Source organism: Pantoea sp. PA1, assembly GCF_056856975.1.
Window position 1 is genome coordinate 60,699 of record NZ_JBXGEE010000004.1, and the last position, 20,533, is coordinate 81,231.

Genomic DNA, 20,533 nt, shown 5'->3' on the forward strand with positions numbered 1-20,533 from the left:
AAATTAGTTTCTGTACCAGGCATAACCCTGCGTCCTTCGCATACTTACGGAGTGACATCCGCGAGGAGTGGTTATGACCTGGACAACACACACCGTTTTTAATCAGCCCCATCCTCTCAGCAACAGTAATCTGTTTCTTTCCGATACGCCGCTCAGCGAAGCCCTTTCCCGTGAGGGGGCCGGATGGGATCGGGAATGGCTGACCTCCGTTGGCTCACAGCTCGGCGGGGCCGAGTCGCTGGAGCTTGGCCGGCTTGCCAATACTGAACCCCCTGAGCTGCAGCGCTATGACGCCCGTGGCGTGCGGCTGGATGAGGTCCGTTTTCACCCCGCCTGGCACCTGCTGATGCAGGGCGTCTGCGCCAGCCGCCTGCACAACCTCAGCTGGCAGCCTGCGGTTCGGGAACAGGCGAGCGTGGCGCGCGCCGCGCGCTTTATCCTGCATGCACAGGTTGAAGCGGGCACGCTCTGCCCGATGACCATGACACATGCTGCCATTCCGCTGCTGCAGACCTGTCTGCCCGCCGCATTTGAGGGCTGGCTCGATCCGCTGCTCAGCGACCGCTACGATACCCATGCGCAGCCTGGCGACCAGAAACGCGGCCTGCTGATCGGCATGGGAATGACAGAGAAGCAGGGGGGCAGCGATCTGCTTACCAGCACCACCTTTGCAGAACCGCTTGAGGCGCGCGGCCCCGGCGAAGCCTGGCGGCTGACCGGCCATAAATGGTTCTTCTCCGTGCCGCAGAGTGATGCGCATCTGGTGCTGGCGCAGACGCCCGCCGGATTAAGCTGCTTCTTCCTGCCGCGACTGCTGCCCGACGGCACCCGCAATGCCATTCAGCTTGAACGGCTTAAAGAGAAGCTGGGCAATCGCTCGAACGCCAGTTGCGAAGTGGAGTTTCGCGAGGCGACGGGCTGGCTGCTGGGAGAAGAGGGTGAAGGGGTGCGGCTGATCCTGAAGATGGCCGGGATGACGCGCTTCGACTGCGCACTCGGCAGTCACGGGCAGATGCGGCGGGCCTTCTCGGTGGCACTCTGGCATGCTCACCAGCGTCAGGTGCAGGGGAAAAACCTTGTGGATCTGCCGCTGATGCGGCAGGTGCTGGCTCAGCAGGCGCTGCAGCTGGAGGGGCAGACTGCGCTGCTGATGCGCCTGGCGCGCGCCTGGTCCCAGCCGGCAAAACCGCATGAGGTCACCTTTGCCCGCTTATTTACCCCGGCCGCTAAGTATCAGATCTGCAAAGCGGGCGCGCCGTTTGTAGCGGAGTCGATGGAGGTGCTGGGCGGGATTGGCTACTGCGAAGCGAGTGAGCTGCCGCGTCTCTATCGTGACATGCCGGTCAACAGTATCTGGGAGGGGTCGGGCAACGTGATGTGTCTGGACGTCCTGCGCGTGCTCGCCCGCCAGGCGGAGGTGACTGAGATGCTGAATCAGGAGTTTGAGGCGGTAAAAGGAAGTAACCGGCATTTTGATGCGCGCTGGCGTCAGCTGCGGCTGAGACTCAGCCGCATCCCTGAAGAGCAGGCGCGCGAGGTCACCCGCACGCTGCTGCTGCTGGCGACGGGCGCTCAACTGCTGAAATATGCCGAACCGCCGCTGGCCGATGCCTGGTGCCAGCAGTGGCTCGACCCGCGCGGTTCACGCCCGCTGGAAGCCGCAGTGACCGATCGTTTACTGGCCCGCGCCTGTGGCCGGTGACGCACCATAAAGAATCGCACTGGCGTACCACAAGCCAGGCATCACCGTTTCACTCAGCGCCACGATCTGATAGTAAACCGCTCCGGCCTGATTGGCCCGGGCGGCCACCGCCCGCTGGGCGTCATCCGGCGAGCCATGCACATTCACGGTGATATTACCCAGCTTCGGTAAGCCGCCACTCTGCGACCGTGAAATCTCCTGTGCCTGCTGCGTTGGAGCAGGCGGCGCTTCTGGCGTTGTCTGAAGGGCGGAACAGCCTGCCAGAAGCAGGCTCAGGATCAGTAAGTAAGCGGAACGCATAGCAAAACCCTTTTTCAGGACGAGACAGTAAGTGTATGTCATCGTCCTGAAGGCGGTCAGGCTTTAAGGCTGAATACGCTGACCAGTTGGGTGAGATGATGACCTTTATCACTCAGCGTCTGCGCACTGTTTTCCGCCTGCGCCACCAGCTCGCTGTTCTGATGGGTCGCCTGACTGATCTGATTCATCGCCAGATTAACCTGACCAATGCCCGCCGCCTGCTGCTGCGCCGCTACGTTGATCTCGCCCATCAGCGCCTGCACCTGCTCGATGTGCGTCACAATGTCAGTCATCGCATCACGCGTCTGTTCAGAGAGCTGATGTCCCTCTGCCACGTTGCCGATGGAGGTGGCAATCAGCCCATCGATCTCTTTGGCCGCCTGCGCCGACCGCTGTGCCAGTGCCCGCACTTCTGCCGCGACCACGGCAAAACCGCGGCCCTGCTCACCGGCTCGCGCTGCTTCAACGGCGGCATTCAGCGCCAGGATGTTGGTCTGGAAGGCAATCGACTCAATCACATGGGTAATGTCCGCAATGCTTTGTGACGACACTTTAATCGCTGACATGGTGTTCACCGAGCGCTCCACCGTCTGGCTGCCGTGGCTGACGATTCCGCTGGCTTCCGCCACCAGGGACATCGCCTGACGCAGGCTGTCGGCGGTGTGTTCCACCGTTGCGCCAAACTGCTCCATGCTGGCGGAGGTCTGCTCGACGCTGCTGGCCTGACGTCCAATCTGCTCGCTGATGTTATGGCTGCTGACGGCAATGGTATCCGTACCGTCACTGATCTCCTGTGCGGCAACGCGCACCTGGCTGACGATTTTTTCCAGACCGTTTCCAATACCGTTAATTGCCACGATCAGCTGGCCCACCTCATCAGAGCGGGTGGTCTTCAGGTTGACCTGCAGATTACCGGCGGCATACTGCTCCGCCAGATGGATCACCTGCTGCAGCGGATGGGTAATGGCCCGGCGGCTGTACCAGACAAACCCCAGCGCAAAGATCACCACCAGAATCAGTCCGGTCATCAGGAACAGGTTACGGCTGTGGGTAATCGGAGCCAGCAGGCTGGCACGGTTAACTTCGCCGGTGATCACCCAGTTCCAGCCCGGCAGCTGCTGCCAGGCCAGGATTTTCTGCTCACCCTCAATTTCCACCTGCTGCATGCCCTGTGGCTGCGTCAATAGCGGCTGCAGGATGGCGCTATCCCAGCCGGGCTGTTTTCCTTCGTTGTGCTGGTCAAACAGATAGTTGCCCTGCGTCTTACCGGGCGTGCCGTTGAGCACAAAGAAATGACCGCTGTCACCCAGCCGGCGAGCCAGGATTTTTTCGCGCATCAGCGCATACTGCTTGTCAATGCCAACGCCGACGAAGAGGATGGCAACGACCCTGCCACTCTCATCCTTTACCGGCTGGTACTGCGTGATATAGCGGTGGCCGAACAGCGTGGCCAGGCCCTGATATGCCCTGCCTTCGTGAACGCTTTTCCAGGCGGCGCCGGTGCGATCAAGCTGAGTGCCGATAGCCCGACTGCCATCCTCCTTTTTCAGCGAGGTGGAGATGCGGATAAAATCATCGCCATCGCGCACAAAAATCGTCGCCACCGCCGCGGTGCGGTCAGTGAAATCGTCGACGGCGACCTGATCGAGGTTCAGCGTTTTTAATCCGGCGCGCAGCACGGGCGTTGAAAATGCGCCCACCTGAATTCTGGCGCTGTCATCAAGGCTGAAGCGCCTGGGTAAAAAGCTGATAAACAGATTGGTATAGTGGCTCACCTCTTCGGTGAGGGTGGCGTTGAACATGGAGGCCATTTCATTAATGCCCTGCACCTGATTGTGCATGTCATCGATGGCGAGATTTTCCAGCTGGCGTGAGGCGTTGTGGCTTTGAGTCAGGGTGAGTACCAGCAACAGCAGCGCAACGCTGAGAGACGTCAGTACAGACAGCTTAACTCCAAGACTCAGGCCGCTGAGAGAGAGACGCGTCATAAATTACCTTTGAACAAGTTATGGGGGTACACCAACAACGGCAGGGAGGGGGAAAAGTTTAGGGCGAAATCCGGCCGCTAAGCGCAGCGGCACGTTTCGTTAAATCATTACAGCACGTACACTGAAGCGGCACGCTTTCACCCCATCAGGAGAGACGATGATCGAACTCACGACAGAAACGCTGGCTGGTATTGAATGCCTGCACGCCACGCCTGCCGGACAGCGCCAGGCACCGCTGCCCACGGTGCTGTTTTATCACGGCTTTACCTCGTCGAAAGAGGTCTACGCCTACTTTGCGGTGGCGCTGGCGCAGGCAGGTTTTCGCGCGGTGATGCCCGATGCGGCGCGACATGGCGCGCGCTATGACGGTGATGCCGGGACACGCCTGGACCGCTTCTGGGAGATCCTGAAGCAGAACATTGATGAGCTGCCGCAGCTGGAAGCGGCGCTGCGAAATGAAAATCTGATTGCCGGTTCGCGTTTTGCGGTGGCGGGAGCCTCAATGGGCGGCATGACCGCCCTGGGGGCCATGGCGCGCTATCCACAGATTCACAGCGTCGCCTGCATGATGGGATCGGGCTATTTTATGCAGCTCAGTCACTCACTGTTTCCGCCGCGGCTCCCCGATACACCCGACCGGCAGGAAAAATTTGCTGCCCGTATGGCGCCTCTGGCGGAGTATGACCCCTGCAACCGGCTCACGGCACTGGCAGACCGGCCGCTGCTGCTGTGGCATGGTGAGGCGGATGAGGTGGTGCCCTGGGCGGAAACCGAGCGGCTGGAGAGGGCCCTGCGTGACAATGGCCTGGATCAGCATCTGACGTCGCTGTCGGAAAAGGGGATTGGGCATAAGATCACCCCCTCCGCCCTGACGGCGCTGGTCAGCTTCTTTCGTCATCAGCTGTAAACGATGAACGGGCGGAGCAGGATGCCGCCGCCCGTGACGCGACCGGTACTTACCAGCGCGCAGCCGATTTCTCAGCAGGACTGACAGGTGCGCTGACCGGGTTTCGTTCCGGCCTGTCCAGCCGGTTAACGTAGACATAACCGGATGCCGCTTCGCTGCTGTGACTTCTTATCTGCTGCGCACAGTCAGCATGGCTGGCAAGGGCGGGTGGAGACAGGAAGAGACCCAGGAAAGTGGCGATGACGAACGTTTTCATGCCCGACTCCTCACTTCAGGGAAGACACTCTGTGTGACGCCAGCGACCCTGTCGTGACGTCTGCTTTAATTTTAGCCACTGCCGCTGCGAACGCCAGATCGTCCCGCTGAACCTCTCTGTCAGCGTTTTTGAACGATCCCGCGTTAACCCGCTGTTTTTACACTGTTCCCTTCCTGACCCACCGACTCTGCGTCCCCAGCCGCATTTTATTGAAATGTGCGCTTGAGTTTAGCCACGGTCGCCAGTATGATTACGCGTCAATTTTTCAGCCGCATTCTCAGGCTGTGTCCCACAAAGGCTCGTTACGGCGAACGGTTGTGGGACACAGCCTATAACGTTCCTTGCTTCCATGGGCCGCGGCTGACCCCGACAGGAGGCTGAATAATCCGTAAGGAGCAATTTCGATGCGTCATTACGAAATCGTATTTATGGTTCATCCTGACCAGAGCGAACAGGTTCCTGGCATGATCGAGCGTTACACTGGTGCTATCACTGGTGCACAGGGCACGATTCACCGTCTGGAAGACTGGGGCCGCCGTCAGCTGGCTTACCCGATCAACAAACTGCACAAAGCTCACTACGTTCTGATGAACGTTGAAGCGCCGCAGGAAGCGATCGATGAGCTGGAAACGAACTTCCGCTTCAACGACGCCGTTATCCGTAGCATGGTTATGCGCGTTAAACACGCGGTAACTGAAGCATCACCGATGGTTAAAGCGAAAGATGAGCGTCGTGATCGTCGCGAAGATTTTGCTAACGAATCCGCTGATGAGTCAGATGCTGGGGATTCTGAAGAGTAATCCATCGTGACGGTTAATCGACTGCGCTTGTCCGGCACTGTGTGCAGGACGCCGGTTCGAAAAATTAGCCCGTCAGGAATTCCTCACTGTCAGTTTGTGCTAGAGCACCGCTCAGTGCAGGAGGAGGCCGGGTTTCACCGGCAAGCCTGGTGTCGTATGCCGGTGATTATCAGCGGCAGCACCCATCAGGTGATTACTCAACATATAACGGTCGGCACGCAACTCACACTGGACGGTTTCATTAGTTGCCATCAGGCACGCAATGGCCAGAGCAAAGTGGTGTTCCATGCCGAGCAGATTGAATTGATAGATTCTGGAGACTAGCCTAATGGCACGTTATTTCCGTCGTCGCAAGTTCTGCCGTTTCACCGCGGAAGGCGTTGTTGAGATCGATTACAAAGACATCGCAACGTTGAAAAACTACATTACCGAAAGCGGTAAAATTGTCCCGAGCCGTATCACCGGTACTCGTGCAAAATACCAGCGTCAGTTGGCTCGCTGCATCAAGCGCGCGCGTTATCTGTCTCTGCTGCCGTACACTGATCGTCATCAGTAATCGGCAACTGTCCATTAACGACTTTAAGAGGATAAGGTAATGCAAGTTATTCTGCTTGATAAAGTAGCAAACCTGGGCAGCCTGGGTGATCAGGTTAACGTTAAAGCGGGCTACGCTCGTAACTTCCTGGTTCCACAGGGCAAAGCTGTTCCTGCTACCAAGAAAAACGTTGAGTATTTCGAAGCACGCCGTGCTGAACTGGAAGCCAAACTGGCTGACGTTCAGTCTGCAGCGACTGCACGCGCTGAGAAAATCAATGCACTGGGCACCGTGACCATCACGTCTAAAGCAGGCGATGAAGGTAAGCTGTTCGGTTCAATCGGTACCCGCGACATCGCTGATGCAGTTACTGCAGCTGGCGTTGACGTAGCGAAGAGCGAAGTTCGTCTGCCGAACGGCGTTCTGCGTACTACCGGTGAGCATGAAGTAGACTTCCAGGTCCACAGCGATGTATTCGCTAAACTGACCGTGAAGGTTGTTGCTGGTTAATTTTATTAACTGAGCACAACAAAATCGCCGGCCCTGTGCCGGCGTTTTTGTTTTTATGCCTTGCTCAGCTACTGCGCGCGGATAAAGCTGCCGTCTGTCTGACGGGTAAACAGCACCGGGCCCTCTGCGCCCTCCACCGTCAGTCCCGTTACCACACCCTGTGCATCCTGTCGGATTTTGACCTGCTGACCACTTTTAAGTGAGCTGAGGGGCTGATCGTTGCCTTCCACCCGCGCCATCGCAAACACATCATTGACCGGCAGGCTGTTGTCACGAAACAGCTGCGCCAGCGTCTGGCCGGACGCGATGGTCAGACTGCGCCACGCGCCCTGAGAGTCTGCTTTTGGCGTCTGCTGTGATGAGGAGGCCTGCCCGGAGCGGGTGTTATCGTAGATATCGGCCTGCATCGGCACCTCTTTCTCTGCGGAAGGCGTAACCGGCTGCTCGACCGGATAACGCGGCGTCGTGGCAGGCCAGAGAAACGCCACCAGCATAACCAGCAGCGCCGCCACAATGCCGCGACGGTGCGGTGCGGGCAGCGGTGCCATCCAGCGGATGTCGTCGGTAAAATGCCAGATTCGCTGAAGCCATGTCGGCAGGCGGGATGACGTCTCAGAAGCCATGCGGGGTTCCTCCTCTCCGGCAGGCTGCGCTGGCCTGCGTGCGGCCAGCCAGGTCTGCAGCCGGGATATCATATGTGTTGCGCGCGTCCGGCGGCGTCGTGGGGCGATCTGGCCCATAGTTGCTCTCTTCTTCGTGTGCCACAGACGGGGGGTATTCCGTCGATAGTTATAGTATGGGCAATACTGGCGCGAAGTGCCTGCCAGCATTGATAAATCTGACGGCTCTATTGTTTCTCTTTCGCCGGGAAAAGTCATCTGCGATGCAGGGCATTTTACGCCAGCGGCCTGCGCTGCTATGCTGCCGGTTCGAATTTATCCGAGAGTGAAAGGAACGAAGATGACTACCCCTTCTTTCGACAGCGTCGAAGCACAAGCAAGTTACGGTATTGGTTTACAGGTTGGCCAGCAGTTGCTGGAATCTGGTCTGCAGGGGCTGCAGCCAGAAGCACTGCTCGCGGGCCTGCGCGACGCGCTGGAAGGGAACTCGCCTGCCGTACCGGTTGATGTCGTTCATCGCGCACTGCGTGAAGTTCATGAACGCGCTGAAGGCGTGCGTCGTGAGCGCACCGAAGCCATGGCAGCAGAAGGTCAGGCGTTCCTGCAGGAACATGCGCAGCGTGAAGGCGTGAACAGCACCGAATCCGGTCTGCAGTTCAGCGTGATTACTCAGGGCGAAGGTCCTATCCCATCGCGTCAGGATCGCGTACGCGTGCACTACACCGGCAAACTGATCGACGGCAGCGTGTTCGACAGTTCGGTGGCGCGTGGCGAACCGGCAGAGTTCCCGGTGAGCGGTGTGATCCCAGGCTGGATTGAAGCCCTGACCCTGATGCCGGTTGGCTCAAAATGGGAACTGGTGATCCCACAGAACCTCGCGTATGGCGAGCGCGGTGCGGGTGCCTCCATCCCACCGTTCAGCACCCTGATTTTCGAAGTGGAACTGCTGGAAATTCTGTAATTGCCGGACGCTGCAACCGCCCGGTTGCAGCGTTTTCTCCTGCCTTACTTCTGCTGTAAATTCACCTGCCACAACGCGAAGCCAGTCGCATCGGTCCCTTTGGGCTGAAGCGGATATTGCGCATGCTGCTTAATAAACCCGGTCGCTTTCTCCCCCGGTGCCGTCTCAAACCGGATGTCCAGCGGTGTGGATGCGTTAATCGGGGCCAGCCGCCAGTTATTGTCCGCTTGTGGCTGGACTTCCCCGTGCGCCTTAGTCTCTGCACTGATATAGGCTGCCACCACCGAACGGTTCTCATCCGGCGAGGCAAAGGCGACATACTTATCGCCGGTGCCGGCAAATTTGCCGCCATAAGCACGATAGTTGTTCGTCGCCACCAGGAAGGTCACCTGCGGGTCGATCGGCTTACCCTGCCAGCTCAGCTGACGGATACGGGAGGCATCAGGATGGATCAGCTGGCACTCGCTGTCGTAGCGCGCTGGCTGGGTCACATCGATCTGATAGGTGACCCCGTCGATCACATCGAAGTTATAGGTGCGGAAATCCCAGTTAATCAGCGACTGTGTTTTCGTACTGTGCGGATCGATCTGGTTAAACTGGCCTGCAGAGCACTCCAGCCACTCTTTAACCTGCGCCCCGCTGACCTTCATGACCACCAGCGTGTTGGGGTAGAGATAAAGATCGGCGGCGTTGCGGAAGGTCAGCGGCCCTTTCTCCACTTCGACATAGCTGGCCGGATCGTTTTTACGCCCGCCCGCCTTGAAAGGCGCCGCCGCTGAGAGTACCGGCAGACGGCCCAGATCGGGATCGCCCTGAATGAAGTGCTCGACATAGGCGCGCTGGGCGTTGTTGACGATCTGCACGGTGGGATCGTCCTGTACCAGCGACAGGTAGCTGTACATCACGTCGGCGGACTTGCCGATAGGTTTCGCCACAAAGTCGCGCGTGGCGCGGTGATCCTCAGCCAGGACCTTCACCAGCGCGGGATCTTCTGCGGCGAGAGACTTTTTCGCTGCGATGTCATAGATCGGGCGTGCCTCAGCTTTGCCGCTCGTGACCTGCCACTTGCCGTTGTCATTGTTCAGCACCAGGTCGACCACGCCCAGGTGATCGCCCCACATGCCGGGCATCACCGCAGGCACACCGTTCAGGGTGCCGTTCTTAATGTCTGCGCCTTTAATCGCGGCAAAATCTTTACCGGGGAAGACGGCGTGGGCATGGCCAAACAGGATGGCGTTGATGCCTTCAACCTGACTGAGATAGTAAACCGAGTTCTCCGCCAGGGTGTGATACGGCTCGCTGCTCAGACCGGAGTGCGGAATCGCGATGACCAGATCCGCGCCCTGCGCACGCATCTCCGGCACATAGCGGCGCGCCGTTTCCGTGATGTCATCGACCCGCACCTTGCCCTGCAGATTGGCTTTATCCCACACCATGATCTGCGGCGGCACAAAGCCGATATAGCCAATCTTCAGGGTCCGGGTTTTGCCTTCACGATCAACCAGCGTGGTGGATTTGATGAGGTAAGGCGTAAACAGCGGCTTGCCACTCTTCACGTCAATGACGTTGGCATTGACGTAGGGAAAGCGGGCACCGGCCAGCGCTTTCTTCAGGTAGGGCAGGCCATAATTAAATTCATGATTGCCGAGGTTGCCGACGCTGTAATCCAGGGTGTTGAGCGCCTTGTAGACCGGGTGGATCTCCCCCTCACGCAATCCCTTTGCCGCCATGTAGTCGCCCAGCGGACTGCCCTGAATGATATCGCCGTTGTCGACCAGCAGGCTGTTTTTCACCTCCTGACGCGCGGCGTGAATCAGCGTGGCGGTGCGCACCAGGCCAAACTTTTCGGTTGGGGTGTCTTTGTAGTAGTCGAAATCCATCATGTTGCTATGAAGATCGGTGGTTTCCAGTATGCGTAGATCGACCGTTGCGGCCTGTGCGGCGGCGGAAACGCCAAGTGCCAGTAAGACTATGCCGGGCTTAAACATGCCTGCTCCTGCTGCAAAATAATTGGGGATCTCAAAATAATGTAAAAGCCTGCCGGTGGGTCATTTTAAATCGTGATGGATATAACGTTTTGGCGCATCGGAGGCGGCACCGGATTCCGGCGGGCGCGCAAAGTGGCGCAGGCGTGGCGATAAACGGGTAACTATGATATTGATATATCTATAAATTGGCGCGCTGGTCAGCCTGTAAATGGGCAGGTCAGGCGAAACTGCTAAAATGTCACTGTCTGACGGAAAGCTGATCCTGCAGCAGAAAGACACAACGAGGTGAAAAATGTTAGAGCAAATCTGCCAACTGGCACGCGAAGCAGGCGACGCGATTATGCAGGTCTATAACGGTGCCGCGCCGCTTGACGTTTCTCACAAATCGGATGATTCGCCGGTGACCGCCGCGGATATCGCTGCGCACGAGGTCATCCTCTCTGGCCTGAAGCAGTTAACCCCCGATCTGCCGGTGCTGTCAGAAGAAGATCCGCCCGCCTGGACAGAGCGTCAGCACTGGCAGCGCTACTGGCTGGTCGATCCCCTGGATGGCACCAAAGAGTTCATCAAACGCAACGGCGAATTTACGGTCAACATTGCGCTGATTGAGGCGGGCAAGCCGATTCTGGGCGTGGTTTATGCCCCCGCGCTGGGTGTGATGTACTCTGCGGCGGAGGGGAAGGCGTGGAAAGAGGAGGGCGGTCATCGTGAACAGATTCATGTGCGTGACGCACGACCTCCGCTGGTGGTGGTGAGCCGTTCCCATGGCGACGATGAGGAGATGAAAGAGTACCTGAAGCAGCTGGGCGAGCATCAGACCGTTGCAACCGGCTCCTCACTGAAATTCTGCCTGGTAGCGGAGGGGAAAGCTCAGCTCTATCCCCGTTTCGGACCCACCAATATCTGGGACACCGGTGCAGGTCATGCGGTGGCGATGGCCGCAGGCGCGCATGTGCATGACTGGCAGGGTAAAACCCTGGATTACGCGCCGCGCGAATCTTTCCTGAACCCCGGCTTCCGCGTGTCGCTGTTTTAACGCGGGCTGAGCGTCTGTCTTCTGACGCCCCGGCGAGCTTCGCGCCCGCCGGGGCGTCTGCTATTCCGCCTTCAGCAGTGAGGTGACCAGAGCAATCACGTCTGTCACTTCATCCTGCGTCAGCGGGCCATCCTTCACAAATTTCACCGTACCCTGTCTATCCAGCACGACGATGGCAGAGCTGCCCGGCTGCAGCTGCCAGGCGTGCTGCACATTGCCCTTGCTGTCGACGATAAACTGCGACCAGGGATACTGCTGCTTATTGGTTTCAATGCTGCTGCGCACAAACATGCCGGTGCCGGGGATCGCATCATCGGTGTTAACGATGGTAGTGGTCTGATAGCGGTCATGCGGCAGCTTCGCGGCCTTAATCGCCTCTATCAGCGCGGCGTTCATCTCTTTGGCGGAGGAGCGCCCGGCAATGTGCTGAATCACGCGAACTTTTCCACTCAGCTGCGCGCTATTCCAGTTTTTATAGCTAAACTTCTCCTGCTGCAGTATCAGCTCGCCTTTGTCGTTAACGCCCGTGGCGGGCACGCGGGAATCGAGCCTGAGGTCGTGGGCCATGACGCCCGCCGGTATGAGTAATGACAGCGCCACGGCTGCCAGAATATTTCGCATCGCACTTTCCTTAAGTGATCAGACCAGTCAGTCATTTTACTGCAATAGTAAGCAGGGATGATGCGCCTGTCGTGGAAAGGTGTCAGGTTTGTTATGCCCGCCACAATTCCTTAACCAACGAAGGTTTATACTGTGTCATATGAGAGTCATAACAGACTGTTCTGTAATGATGTGTCAACTCAGTAAAAAAATTCATTTTTCGGAACACCAGTAGTGTTCGGTGTTCTATAGTTATCGCGAATTCGCGCTTCATGGGCTGGTACCTACTTTGGAAACGGCGAAGCGTGCTTTAAAAATGTACAGGAGTCAGTCAGTATGAAAATCTTCCAGCGCTATAATCCGCTGCAAATAGCGAAATATGTCAAAACGCTGTTCAAAGGAAGGTTGTATATCAAGGACGTTGGCGCGTTCGAGTTCGATAAAGGGAAAGTGTTAATCCCGCGCGTCAAAGACAAACAGCACCTGAGCGTGATGTCAGAAATTAACCGCCAGGTCGTTCGTCTCAAGCTTGAGTTCAACTAATCAAAAGGGCGCCGATGGCGCCCTGAGTGTTTTATAAGCCAGACCCTTCGCTATCCCTGCTCGTCTTCGCTTTTTGTCATGCTCAGCACCGGCGGTCGTTCATCGATGCGGGTGACCAGCAGCTGGTCGATGCGGTAGCTGTCAATATCCACCACCTCGAACTTGTAGCCGGCAAACTTCACAAAGTCGGTTCGCTTCGGGATCTTACGCAGCATATACATCATAAAGCCGCCGATGGTTTCGTAGTTGCCTGACTGCGGGAAATCGTCGATGTCCAGCACGCGCATCACGTCATCAATCGGCGTGCCGCCTTCAACCAGCCACGAGTTCTCATCACGCGCGACGATCTGCTCTTCCATGCCCTGACCGACCAGATCTCCCATCAGCGTGGTCATCACGTCGTTCAGGGTAATGATGCCCACCACCAGCGCATATTCGTTCATGATTACCGCAAAATCTTCACCGGCGGTTTTGAAACTTTCCAGCGCTTCAGAGAGGGTCAGCGTATCCGGCACAATCAGCGCAGAACGAATCTGCAGGCCACTGTTCAGCGCCATACTCTGATTGCCCAGCACGCGCAGCAGCAGCTCTTTGGAGTCGACATAGCCGACGATATGGTCGATATCCCCGCTGCAGACTAAAAACTTGGAGTGCGGATGTTCGGCGATTTTGCTCTTGAGGCTGGCCTCATCTTCATGCAGATCAAACCAGACGATGTTCTCACGCGAGGTCATGGAAGAGGGAACGGTTCGCGACTCCAGCTCAAACACGTTTTCAATCAGCTCATGCTCCTGCTTACGCAGCACGCCCGCCAGCGCACCGGCTTCCACCACCGCGTAGATATCATCGGAGGTGATGTCATCTTTACGCACCATTGGCAGCTTGAAGAGGCGGAAGAAGACGTTAGCCAGACCGTTAAACAGCCAGACCAGCGGACGCATCACCAGCAGGCAGAAACGCATCGGATTGATGATGCGCAGCGCGATGGTTTCGGGGGCGACCATTCCAACCCGCTTTGGGGTTAAGTCGGCGAACAGGATAAACAGGCTGGTCACGATGGTGAAGGAGCAGATAAAGCTGAGCTGCTCGGCCAGTTCCGGCGGGACGAAGCGGCTGAAGAGGCCGCTGAAGACCGGTGAAAAGGCAGCGTCACCGACGATACCGCCGAGGATGGCGACGGCGTTAAGGCCAATCTGGACGACGGTAAAAAACATACCCGGCGTTTCCTGCATTTTCAGGACGCGCTGCGCGTTAACGTTGCCTTCATCGGCGAGCAGTTTCAGTTTGATCTTGCGGGCGGCTGCCAGCGAGATCTCCGACAGAGAGAAAAAAGCACTGACGACGATCAGTAAAAGAATGACAAGTAAGCTATCTAACATAAGTGATCCAAAGGGTTATCCACTTGTCATTTTTGGCCTGGGCAGCGTGAGCAAGCGCGAACGGGGCGGTTACTCGTTAAACAGGGCTATCCGTGCCAAAAATGTCTGCGCCAGTTCGACAGGCTGAACGCTGCCGGGGCAGAAATGAAAACAGGCGGGATGCCTGTGGCTGCAGATTATAGCAGGAGCGCTTATCAGCCCGCCAGAGGGCAAACCGCCGGTTCCGGCGGCATTCACGGTCAGGGCGGTCAGTAGCCCGCTCAGATTTCTCTGAGTGACTCCATCAGGCGGGATCAATCCCCGTCGCAGGAGTTGTATCGATCTCCTCATTTACCGACAATAGCCCGGATATTTGACTTAGATGTTACTGCTACGCCGCCATTTGGCATAAAGTGCGGCTATGATAGGGGTGTTGCCGTTGCGGTAGTGCGGGCAAAGATGATTAATAAGCGCCCCGCGGAAAAGGGGCCGGCATGATTAACAGGAGTACAGGTGCCACGATTTCATATTTATTGCATGGCTGGCCTGCTGCTTGCTGCGCCTGCCCTTGAGGCGGCGACTGTGCGATTACAGGTAGACGGCTTAACCGGGGATCTGCAGCGAAATGTCAGAGCACGCCTCTCCACCATTGGCAGCGATGAAGTCTCCAATGATGGTCGCTTTCGTGCCCGCGTTTCTGTCGCGATAAAAGAAGGCCTGCGCGCGCTGGGTTACTACGAACCTGAGATCGACTTTGAATCCCGTCCTGCTCCCGCGCAGGGGGGACGGCCAGTGCTGATCGCGCACGTGAAACCGGGTCCGCCGGTTAAAATCGGCGGCAGCACCATCGTGCTGGAAGGGGATGCCCGCAATGATGCCGACTACAAAGAGTGGATAGCCCAGGGGCGTCCCAAAGTCGGCACGCAGCTTAACCACGGGCAGTACGATCGCTTTAAAAGCGGCTTCTCGAATCTCGCGCTGCGCAACGGCTACTTCGATGGCACCTTTAAAAAAAGCCAGCTGGGGGTGTCGGTCGAGCGGCATGAAGCGTTCTGGGATATCGACTACGACAGCGGCGAGCGTTACCGTTTTGGCGACGTGACGTTTCAGGGCTCGCAGATTCGCGAAGCGTACCTGCAGAACCTGGTGCCGTTTGAAAAGGGCGACTACTACAGCTCGCGCGATCTGGCTGAACTGAACCGTCGCCTCTCCGCCACCGGCTGGTTTAACTCCGTGGTCGTTGCACCGGAGTTCAGCAAAGGCCGGAAAACAAAAGTGCTGCCGCTGAATGCCGTGATGTCGCCGCGCACCGAAAACACCATCGAAACCGGGGTCGGCTACTCCACCGACGTCGGCCCGCGCCTGAAAGGCACCTGGAAAAAGCCGTGGGTTAACGACAGAGGCCACAGCCTGGCGGCCAGCGCCTACATTTCCGCGCCGGAACAGCAGGTCGATCTCAGCTACAAAGTGCCCCTGCTGAAAAGCCCGCTGGAGCAGTACTACACCTTCTCCGGCGGCCTGAAGCGCACCGACCTCAATGACACCAAAGCCGACACCACGACGCTGGCGATGTCGCGCAACTGGGACAGCAGCAGCGGCTGGCAGAAAGCGGTCAACCTGCGCTGGAGCCTGGATCACTTTACTCAGGGCAGCGTGACTAATACCACCATGCTGCTCTATCCCGGCGTCAGCGTAAACCGCACCCGCTCGCGTGGCGGCCTGATGCCGACCTGGGGCGACTCTCAGCGCTACTCAGCGGACGTCTCCGATACCACCTGGGGTTCAGACGTTGACTTCCTGATTCTGCAGGCGCAGAACGTCTGGATCCGTACCCTCGGCGACAGCCACCGCTTTGTGGCGCGCGGCAATCTTGGCTGGATTGAAACCAACGACTTTGAAAAAGTCCCGCCGGATCTGCGCTTCTTTGCCGGTGGTGACCGCAGTATTCGTGGCTACAAATATAAGAACATCTCACCGCGTGATGAGGATGGCAAACTCACCGGTGCGTCAAAACTGGCCACCGGCTCGCTGGAGTATCAGTACAACGTCAGCGGCAAATGGTGGGGAGCGGTATTTGTCGACTCCGGTGAAGCGGTCAACGACATCAAACAGAGTAACGTGAAAACCGGTGCGGGCGTCGGCGTGCGCTGGTCGTCACCGGTGGGTCCTATCAAATTAGACATCGCCAGACCTATCGGGGATGACGATGCACATGGACTGCAATTTTATATAGGACTGGGGCCAGAACTATGAAGCTGTGGAAAAAGGTCCTCATCGGCATCCTGATCTTTCTGGTGCTGCTGCTGGGTGGGGTGGCATTTTTAATCGGCACCACGCCGGGGCTGCATCTGGTGCTGAATGGCGCGTCGCGCTGGGTACCGGGCCTGTCAATCAAACAGGTCGAGGGCGGCTGGCGTAACCTGACCCTGAGCGGTCTGCGTTACGAAATGCCTGGCGTCAGTGTGGATGCCGGGCAGATCCATCTGGCGGTGAACCTTAACTGCCTGCTGCATTCGTCGGTCTGCGTGAATGATGTCTCCCTGCGTGATATCAGCGTGGTGGTCGACAGTAAAAAGATGACGCCTGCCGCGCCAGCGCCGGAAGAGGAGAGCGGCACGACCAACCTCAGCACGCCCTATCCGATTACGCTGCGCCATCTTGGCCTGCACAATATCAATGTCAAAGTGGATGACACCGCGATTTCGCTGCTCGACTTTACCACCGGTCTGCAGTGGCAGGATCGTGCGCTGACGCTCAATCCTACTCATATTCAAAGCCTGCTGATTGCGCTGCCGAAAGCAGCCAAAGTCGTGAACGAACAGGTGGTGGAGCCGAAAGTTCAGCAGCCGCATCCGGCTGAGAAACCGCTGGGTGAAACGCTGCAGGCGATGTTTGCACAACCGCTGCTGCCTGCGCTGCCCGATTTCCGTCTGCCGCTGGATATCGACATTCAGCAGATCCTGGGAGAACAGCTGCGCGTCACCGGCGACACCGATATTTCGGTCAGCCGCCTGCTAATGAAAGCGAAAACTGCCGACCGGCAGATGCAGCTGACCACGCTGGAGGTTGACTCTGACCTCGGCAATCTCAGAGGCAGCGGGCAGGCGACGCTGGCCGATAACTGGCCGGTCGATTTTGCCCTGAACGGCACGGTCAACACCGACCCGGTCAAAGGCGAAAAGATTGCGCTGAAACTTAACGGCGCGATGCGTGACGAGCTGAAGCTGGCGCTGAACCTCTCCGGCCCGGTGGATGCGCAGCTCAACGCCGCGACCCAGCTGGCGGTGGCGGGGCTGCCGCTGTCGCTGCAGCTAACCAGCCCGAAACTGCGCTGGCCGCTGACAGGCCCGGTCGCCTATCAGGCCGATAATCTGGACTATCAGTTCAAAGGCAAAGCCACCGACTATGTGATGTCACTGCAGACCGCCGTGAAGGGGGAGTCGGTGCCACCGGCGACCGTCTCGCTGACCGGTAAAGGCAACGTTGAGCAGTTCAGTCTCGATCGCCTGCGCGTGGCTGCGCTGCAGGGCAACATCGACCTTACCGCGCTGGTGGACTGGAGCAAGGCGATCAGCTGGCGCAGCGAACTGACGCTGGCGGGGATTAATACGGCTAAACAGTATCCCGACTGGCCGGCGCGACTGGATGGCAAAATCACCACCCGCGGCAGTCTCTATGGCGGCAGCTGGCAGCTGAGCGTGCCGCAGCTGCAGCTGAAAGGGAATGTGAAACAGAACGCCGTCACCGCAGATGGCTCCCTGACCGGCAACAGCTACAACCAGTGGACGGTGCCGGGCATTAAGCTGGCACTGGGACGCAACCAGCTGGATGTCAAAGGGTCGCTGGGCGACCGTCTGGATCTGGATGCCAGCATCAATGCGCCGCAGCTCGACAATGCGCTTCCCGGTCTGGGCGGCGTCGTCAACGGGGCCATCAAAGCGCGCGGCACCCTGAAGGCACCGCAGCTGCTGGCCGATCTCAATGGCCGGGGCCTGCGCTGGCAGCAGATGCGGATTAATCGCGTTACGCTCAAGGGCGACGTGCGCTCTGACGAACAGGTGGCGGGCAAACTGCAGCTGCGTGTCGAACAGCTGCAGCAGGATGCGCTGAACATCAGCCTGCTGACCCTGAATGCTGACGGCAATGAGCAGCAGCATCAGCTGAAACTCAACGTGCAGGGCAAACCGGTCTCCGGCCAGCTGGCGCTCAACGGCAGCTTTGATCGCCAGACGCAGCGCTGGCGAGGGTCGCTGAACGACACCCACTTCGATACGCCGGTAGGCGAATGGCGACTGACCCGTGCGATGGCCATCGACTATCTCAACAGCCGTCAGACGGCGACCATCGGACCGCACTGCTGGCAGAACCCCAATGCCCGCCTCTGCGTACCGGAACCGGTTGAAGCGGGCCCGGAGGGGCATGCCCATGTGGTGCTGAACCGCTTTGACCTGGCGATGGTGAAACCCTTTATGCCGGATGCCACCCAGCTTAGCGGCCTGTTCAGCGGCGACGTGCGCGTCAACTGGACGGCTGACGGGGCGCTGCCGACCGGAACGGTCGCGCTGAAAGGTAACGGCGTGAAGGTGGTGCAGGATGTGCAGGGCAATAACCTGCCGATCGCCTTTGATACGCTGAACCTCAATGCCGCACTGCGAAACGGTCGCGCGCAGCTCGACTGGCTGATCCGCATTGCCGGTAACGGGCAGCTGGATGGCAACGTGCAGATCGACGATCCGCAAAGCCGCCGCACGCTGGGCGGTAACGTCAACATCCGCAACGTCTCACTGGCGATGCTCAACCCGGCGCTGATGCAGGGCGAGAAGATCAAAGGCAGCCTCAACAGCAGCCTGCGTCTTGGCGGCAGCGTGCAGCAGCCGCAGGTCTATGGCCAGCTTGGCCTGACCGGGGTGGATGTGGATGGCAACTTTATGCCGGTTGACCTCACGGCCGCTAGCCTCAACCTGGTGTTCAATGGCATGAGCTCCACCCTGAACGGGCTGGTGCAGACCAGCCAGGGCAACATCAACCTCAGCGGTAATGCGGACTGGAGCCAGCTCGACAACTGGCGCGCCCGCGTCGCCGCGCAGGGCAGCCGGGTTCGCGTCACGGTGCCGCCGATGGTGCGCATGGATGTCTCGCCGGATCTGGTCTTTGAAGCGACGCCTGCCGCCTTTAACCTCGATGGACGGGTCGATATTCCGTGGGCGCGCATCACGGTGCAGGAAGTGCCGGAGAGCGCCACGGGCGTTTCGTCGGATGAGGTGATGCTGGATAAACAGCTGAAGCCGATTGCTCCACAGACCGCGGCGATTCCGATCAACAGTAATCTGGTGATCCATGTCGGCAACGATGTGCGCCTCTCCGCCTTTGGTCTGAAAGCGCGACTGAATGGCGACCTGAAGCTGGTGCAGGATCGGTCGGGCCTCGGCTTGAACGGTCAGATCAACATCCCGTCCGGCCGCTTCCACGCTTACGGTCAGGATCTGATCGTGCGTAAAGGTGAACTGCAGTTCGCCGGCCCGCCGGATCAGCCCTACATCAACCTGGAGGCGATTCGTAACCCGGATGCCACCGAAGATGGCGTCACCGCGGGTCTGCGCGTCACCGGCCTGGCAGATGAGCCGAAAGCGGAAGTCTTCTCTGACCCGGCGATGTCGCAGCAGGAGGCGCTTTCTTACCTGCTGCGCGGTCAGGGACTCGGCAAAGATGGCGACAGTAATGCCCTCACTTCTGCGCTTGTGGGCTTAGGGGTTGCACAAAGTGGGCAGGTTGTGGGTAAAATCGGGGAGACTTTCGGTGTCAGTAATCTGGCTCTTGATACTGCGGGTGTTGGCGACAGCCAGCAGGTGCAGGTCAGCGGCTATGTACTGCCGGGTCTGCAGGTAAAATACGGTGTTGGCATATTTGATTCACTGGCGACGTTAACCTTGCGTTACCGCCTGATGCCCAAACTCTATCTGGAAGCCGTGTCCGGTGTGGATCAGGCTCTCGATTTGCTCTATCAGTTTGAGTTTTAGCAATGCGAATAATTGTCTACGGCAGTTTACGGCGCAAACAGGGAAACAGTCACTGGATGACGAATGCGCAGTGGCTGGGTGATCACCAGATTGAAGGCTTTGAGCTTTACAGTCTGGGCCATTATCCCGGCGTTATTGAGGGCAACGGCGCGGTACAGTGTGAAGTGTACCGCATTGATGCCTCAACCCTTGCGGAGCTGGATGCGCTTCGCACCAAAGGGGGAGAGTACAAACGTTTTCTGACTCAGACGCCGTTTGGCAGTGCATGGCTTTATGTCTATCAACGCTCAGTGGCAGGACGCCAGCGCATTACGAGCGGCGACTGGCTGAAGCGCGATGCGGAGCCAGAGGCCTGAACAAAAACACCGTCCTGATGGACGGTGTTTTTTTTTCGACTCACAAACGGGCAGCA

General features: G+C 58.2%; 19 protein-coding genes. 12 read left to right on the top strand and 7 right to left on the bottom strand.

The features are described from left to right. The first annotated feature begins 73 nt into the window (after window positions 1-73). Window positions 74-1,702, top strand: a complete 1,629-nt coding sequence (locus tag AC1V0D_RS15855) for an isovaleryl-CoA dehydrogenase (protein WP_482907745.1) — start codon at window positions 74-76, stop codon at window positions 1,700-1,702. Here the strand turns inward: AC1V0D_RS15855 and bsmA are convergent. After that, complete coding sequence (bsmA, locus tag AC1V0D_RS15860; RefSeq protein ID WP_009087458.1) at window positions 1,676-2,002, bottom strand: biofilm peroxide resistance protein BsmA; 327 nt, start codon at window positions 2,000-2,002, stop codon at window positions 1,676-1,678. The two genes, AC1V0D_RS15855 and bsmA, sit on opposite strands and share 27 nt — an antisense overlap. A gap of 56 nt (window positions 2,003-2,058) precedes the next feature. Then, window positions 2,059-3,990, bottom strand: a complete 1,932-nt coding sequence (locus AC1V0D_RS15865) for a methyl-accepting chemotaxis protein (RefSeq protein ID WP_482907746.1) — start codon at window positions 3,988-3,990, stop codon at window positions 2,059-2,061. A 157-nt stretch (window positions 3,991-4,147) separates the two neighbouring features. Here AC1V0D_RS15865 and yjfP point away from each other — a divergent pair, with 157 nt between their 5' ends. Continuing rightward, the gene (yjfP, locus tag AC1V0D_RS15870; RefSeq protein ID WP_482907747.1) at window positions 4,148-4,897 is read left to right on the top strand and encodes an esterase; all 750 of its coding nucleotides are present in this window, start codon (window positions 4,148-4,150) and stop codon (window positions 4,895-4,897) included. Window positions 4,898-4,946: 49 nt separating this feature from the next. Here yjfP and AC1V0D_RS15875 read toward each other — a convergent pair whose 3' ends face one another. Continuing rightward, entirely contained in the window at window positions 4,947-5,153 is a 207-nt protein-coding gene (locus AC1V0D_RS15875; protein WP_009087452.1) for a hypothetical protein, read from the bottom strand. Window positions 5,154-5,557: 404 nt separating this feature from the next. On the opposite strand from AC1V0D_RS15875, the gene rpsF reads away from it, so the two are divergent. The 4 genes from rpsF to rplI are packed head-to-tail and all read left to right on the top strand — an operon-like array spanning window position 5,558 to window position 6,998. Beyond that, a complete protein-coding gene (gene rpsF / locus AC1V0D_RS15880; RefSeq protein WP_009087450.1) occupies window positions 5,558-5,953 on the top strand; it encodes a 30S ribosomal protein S6 in 396 nt (131 codons plus the stop codon). A gap of 6 nt (window positions 5,954-5,959) precedes the next feature. After that, entirely contained in the window at window positions 5,960-6,277 is a 318-nt protein-coding gene (gene priB / locus AC1V0D_RS15885; RefSeq protein ID WP_009087448.1) for a primosomal replication protein N, read from the top strand. Window positions 6,278-6,281: 4 nt separating this feature from the next. Further along, window positions 6,282-6,509, top strand: coding sequence for a 30S ribosomal protein S18 (gene rpsR / locus AC1V0D_RS15890; RefSeq protein WP_002210155.1), 228 nt, complete (start codon window positions 6,282-6,284; stop codon window positions 6,507-6,509). A gap of 39 nt (window positions 6,510-6,548) precedes the next feature. Then, window positions 6,549-6,998 carry a 50S ribosomal protein L9 gene (rplI, locus tag AC1V0D_RS15895; protein WP_058956512.1) on the top strand — a complete coding sequence of 150 codons (450 nt, stop codon included), beginning with the start codon at window positions 6,549-6,551 and terminating at the stop codon, window positions 6,996-6,998. Window positions 6,999-7,066: 68 nt separating this feature from the next. On the opposite strand, the gene AC1V0D_RS15900 is transcribed toward rplI, so the two are convergent. Then, window positions 7,067-7,738: a LysM-like peptidoglycan-binding domain-containing protein gene (locus AC1V0D_RS15900; protein ID WP_150030241.1), complete on the bottom strand. Its 672-nt coding sequence runs from the start codon at window positions 7,736-7,738 to the stop codon at window positions 7,067-7,069. A 220-nt stretch (window positions 7,739-7,958) separates the two neighbouring features. Between AC1V0D_RS15900 and bamJ the strand changes: the two genes are divergently transcribed. Beyond that, entirely contained in the window at window positions 7,959-8,579 is a 621-nt protein-coding gene (bamJ, locus tag AC1V0D_RS15905) for a BamJ family beta-barrel-assembly machinery protein (protein WP_009087442.1), read from the top strand. A 44-nt stretch (window positions 8,580-8,623) separates the two neighbouring features. Here the strand turns inward: bamJ and AC1V0D_RS15910 are convergent, their stop codons facing one another. Then, window positions 8,624-10,567: a bifunctional 2',3'-cyclic-nucleotide 2'-phosphodiesterase/3'-nucleotidase gene (locus tag AC1V0D_RS15910; protein WP_482907748.1), complete on the bottom strand. Its 1,944-nt coding sequence runs from the start codon at window positions 10,565-10,567 to the stop codon at window positions 8,624-8,626. 292 nt (window positions 10,568-10,859) lie between these two features. Here AC1V0D_RS15910 and cysQ point away from each other — a divergent pair, with 292 nt between their 5' ends. Continuing rightward, window positions 10,860-11,603: a 3'(2'),5'-bisphosphate nucleotidase CysQ gene (gene cysQ / locus AC1V0D_RS15915; RefSeq protein WP_046102601.1), complete on the top strand. Its 744-nt coding sequence runs from the start codon at window positions 10,860-10,862 to the stop codon at window positions 11,601-11,603. Between the two features lie 60 nt (window positions 11,604-11,663). On the opposite strand, the gene AC1V0D_RS15920 is transcribed toward cysQ, so the two are convergent. After that, complete coding sequence (locus AC1V0D_RS15920; RefSeq protein WP_058956510.1) at window positions 11,664-12,224, bottom strand: YtfJ family protein; 561 nt, start codon at window positions 12,222-12,224, stop codon at window positions 11,664-11,666. 315 nt (window positions 12,225-12,539) lie between these two features. Between AC1V0D_RS15920 and AC1V0D_RS15925 the strand changes: the two genes are divergently transcribed. Further along, window positions 12,540-12,746: a DUF1107 domain-containing protein gene (locus AC1V0D_RS15925; protein WP_003855513.1), complete on the top strand. Its 207-nt coding sequence runs from the start codon at window positions 12,540-12,542 to the stop codon at window positions 12,744-12,746. A gap of 50 nt (window positions 12,747-12,796) precedes the next feature. On the opposite strand, the gene paeA is transcribed toward AC1V0D_RS15925, so the two are convergent. Beyond that, on the bottom strand, window positions 12,797-14,125 hold the full coding sequence (gene paeA / locus AC1V0D_RS15930) for a polyamine export protein PaeA (RefSeq protein WP_009087434.1): 1,329 nt from the start codon (window positions 14,123-14,125) through the stop codon (window positions 12,797-12,799). Between the two features lie 492 nt (window positions 14,126-14,617). Between paeA and tamA the strand changes: the two genes are divergently transcribed. Genes tamA through AC1V0D_RS15945 form a run of 3 tightly spaced genes read left to right on the top strand, consistent with a single transcriptional unit; the run spans window position 14,618 to window position 20,477 of the window. Then, window positions 14,618-16,357 carry an autotransporter assembly complex protein TamA gene (tamA, locus tag AC1V0D_RS15935; protein ID WP_046102599.1) on the top strand — a complete coding sequence of 580 codons (1,740 nt, stop codon included), beginning with the start codon at window positions 14,618-14,620 and terminating at the stop codon, window positions 16,355-16,357. Then, complete coding sequence (tamB, locus tag AC1V0D_RS15940; protein WP_482907749.1) at window positions 16,354-20,121, top strand: autotransporter assembly complex protein TamB; 3,768 nt, start codon at window positions 16,354-16,356, stop codon at window positions 20,119-20,121. Before tamA ends, tamB begins: the two co-directional genes overlap by 4 nt. Before the next feature lie 2 nt (window positions 20,122-20,123). Continuing rightward, window positions 20,124-20,477, top strand: a complete 354-nt coding sequence (locus AC1V0D_RS15945) for a gamma-glutamylcyclotransferase family protein (RefSeq protein WP_009087429.1) — start codon at window positions 20,124-20,126, stop codon at window positions 20,475-20,477. Window positions 20,478-20,533: the final 56 nt, after the last annotated feature.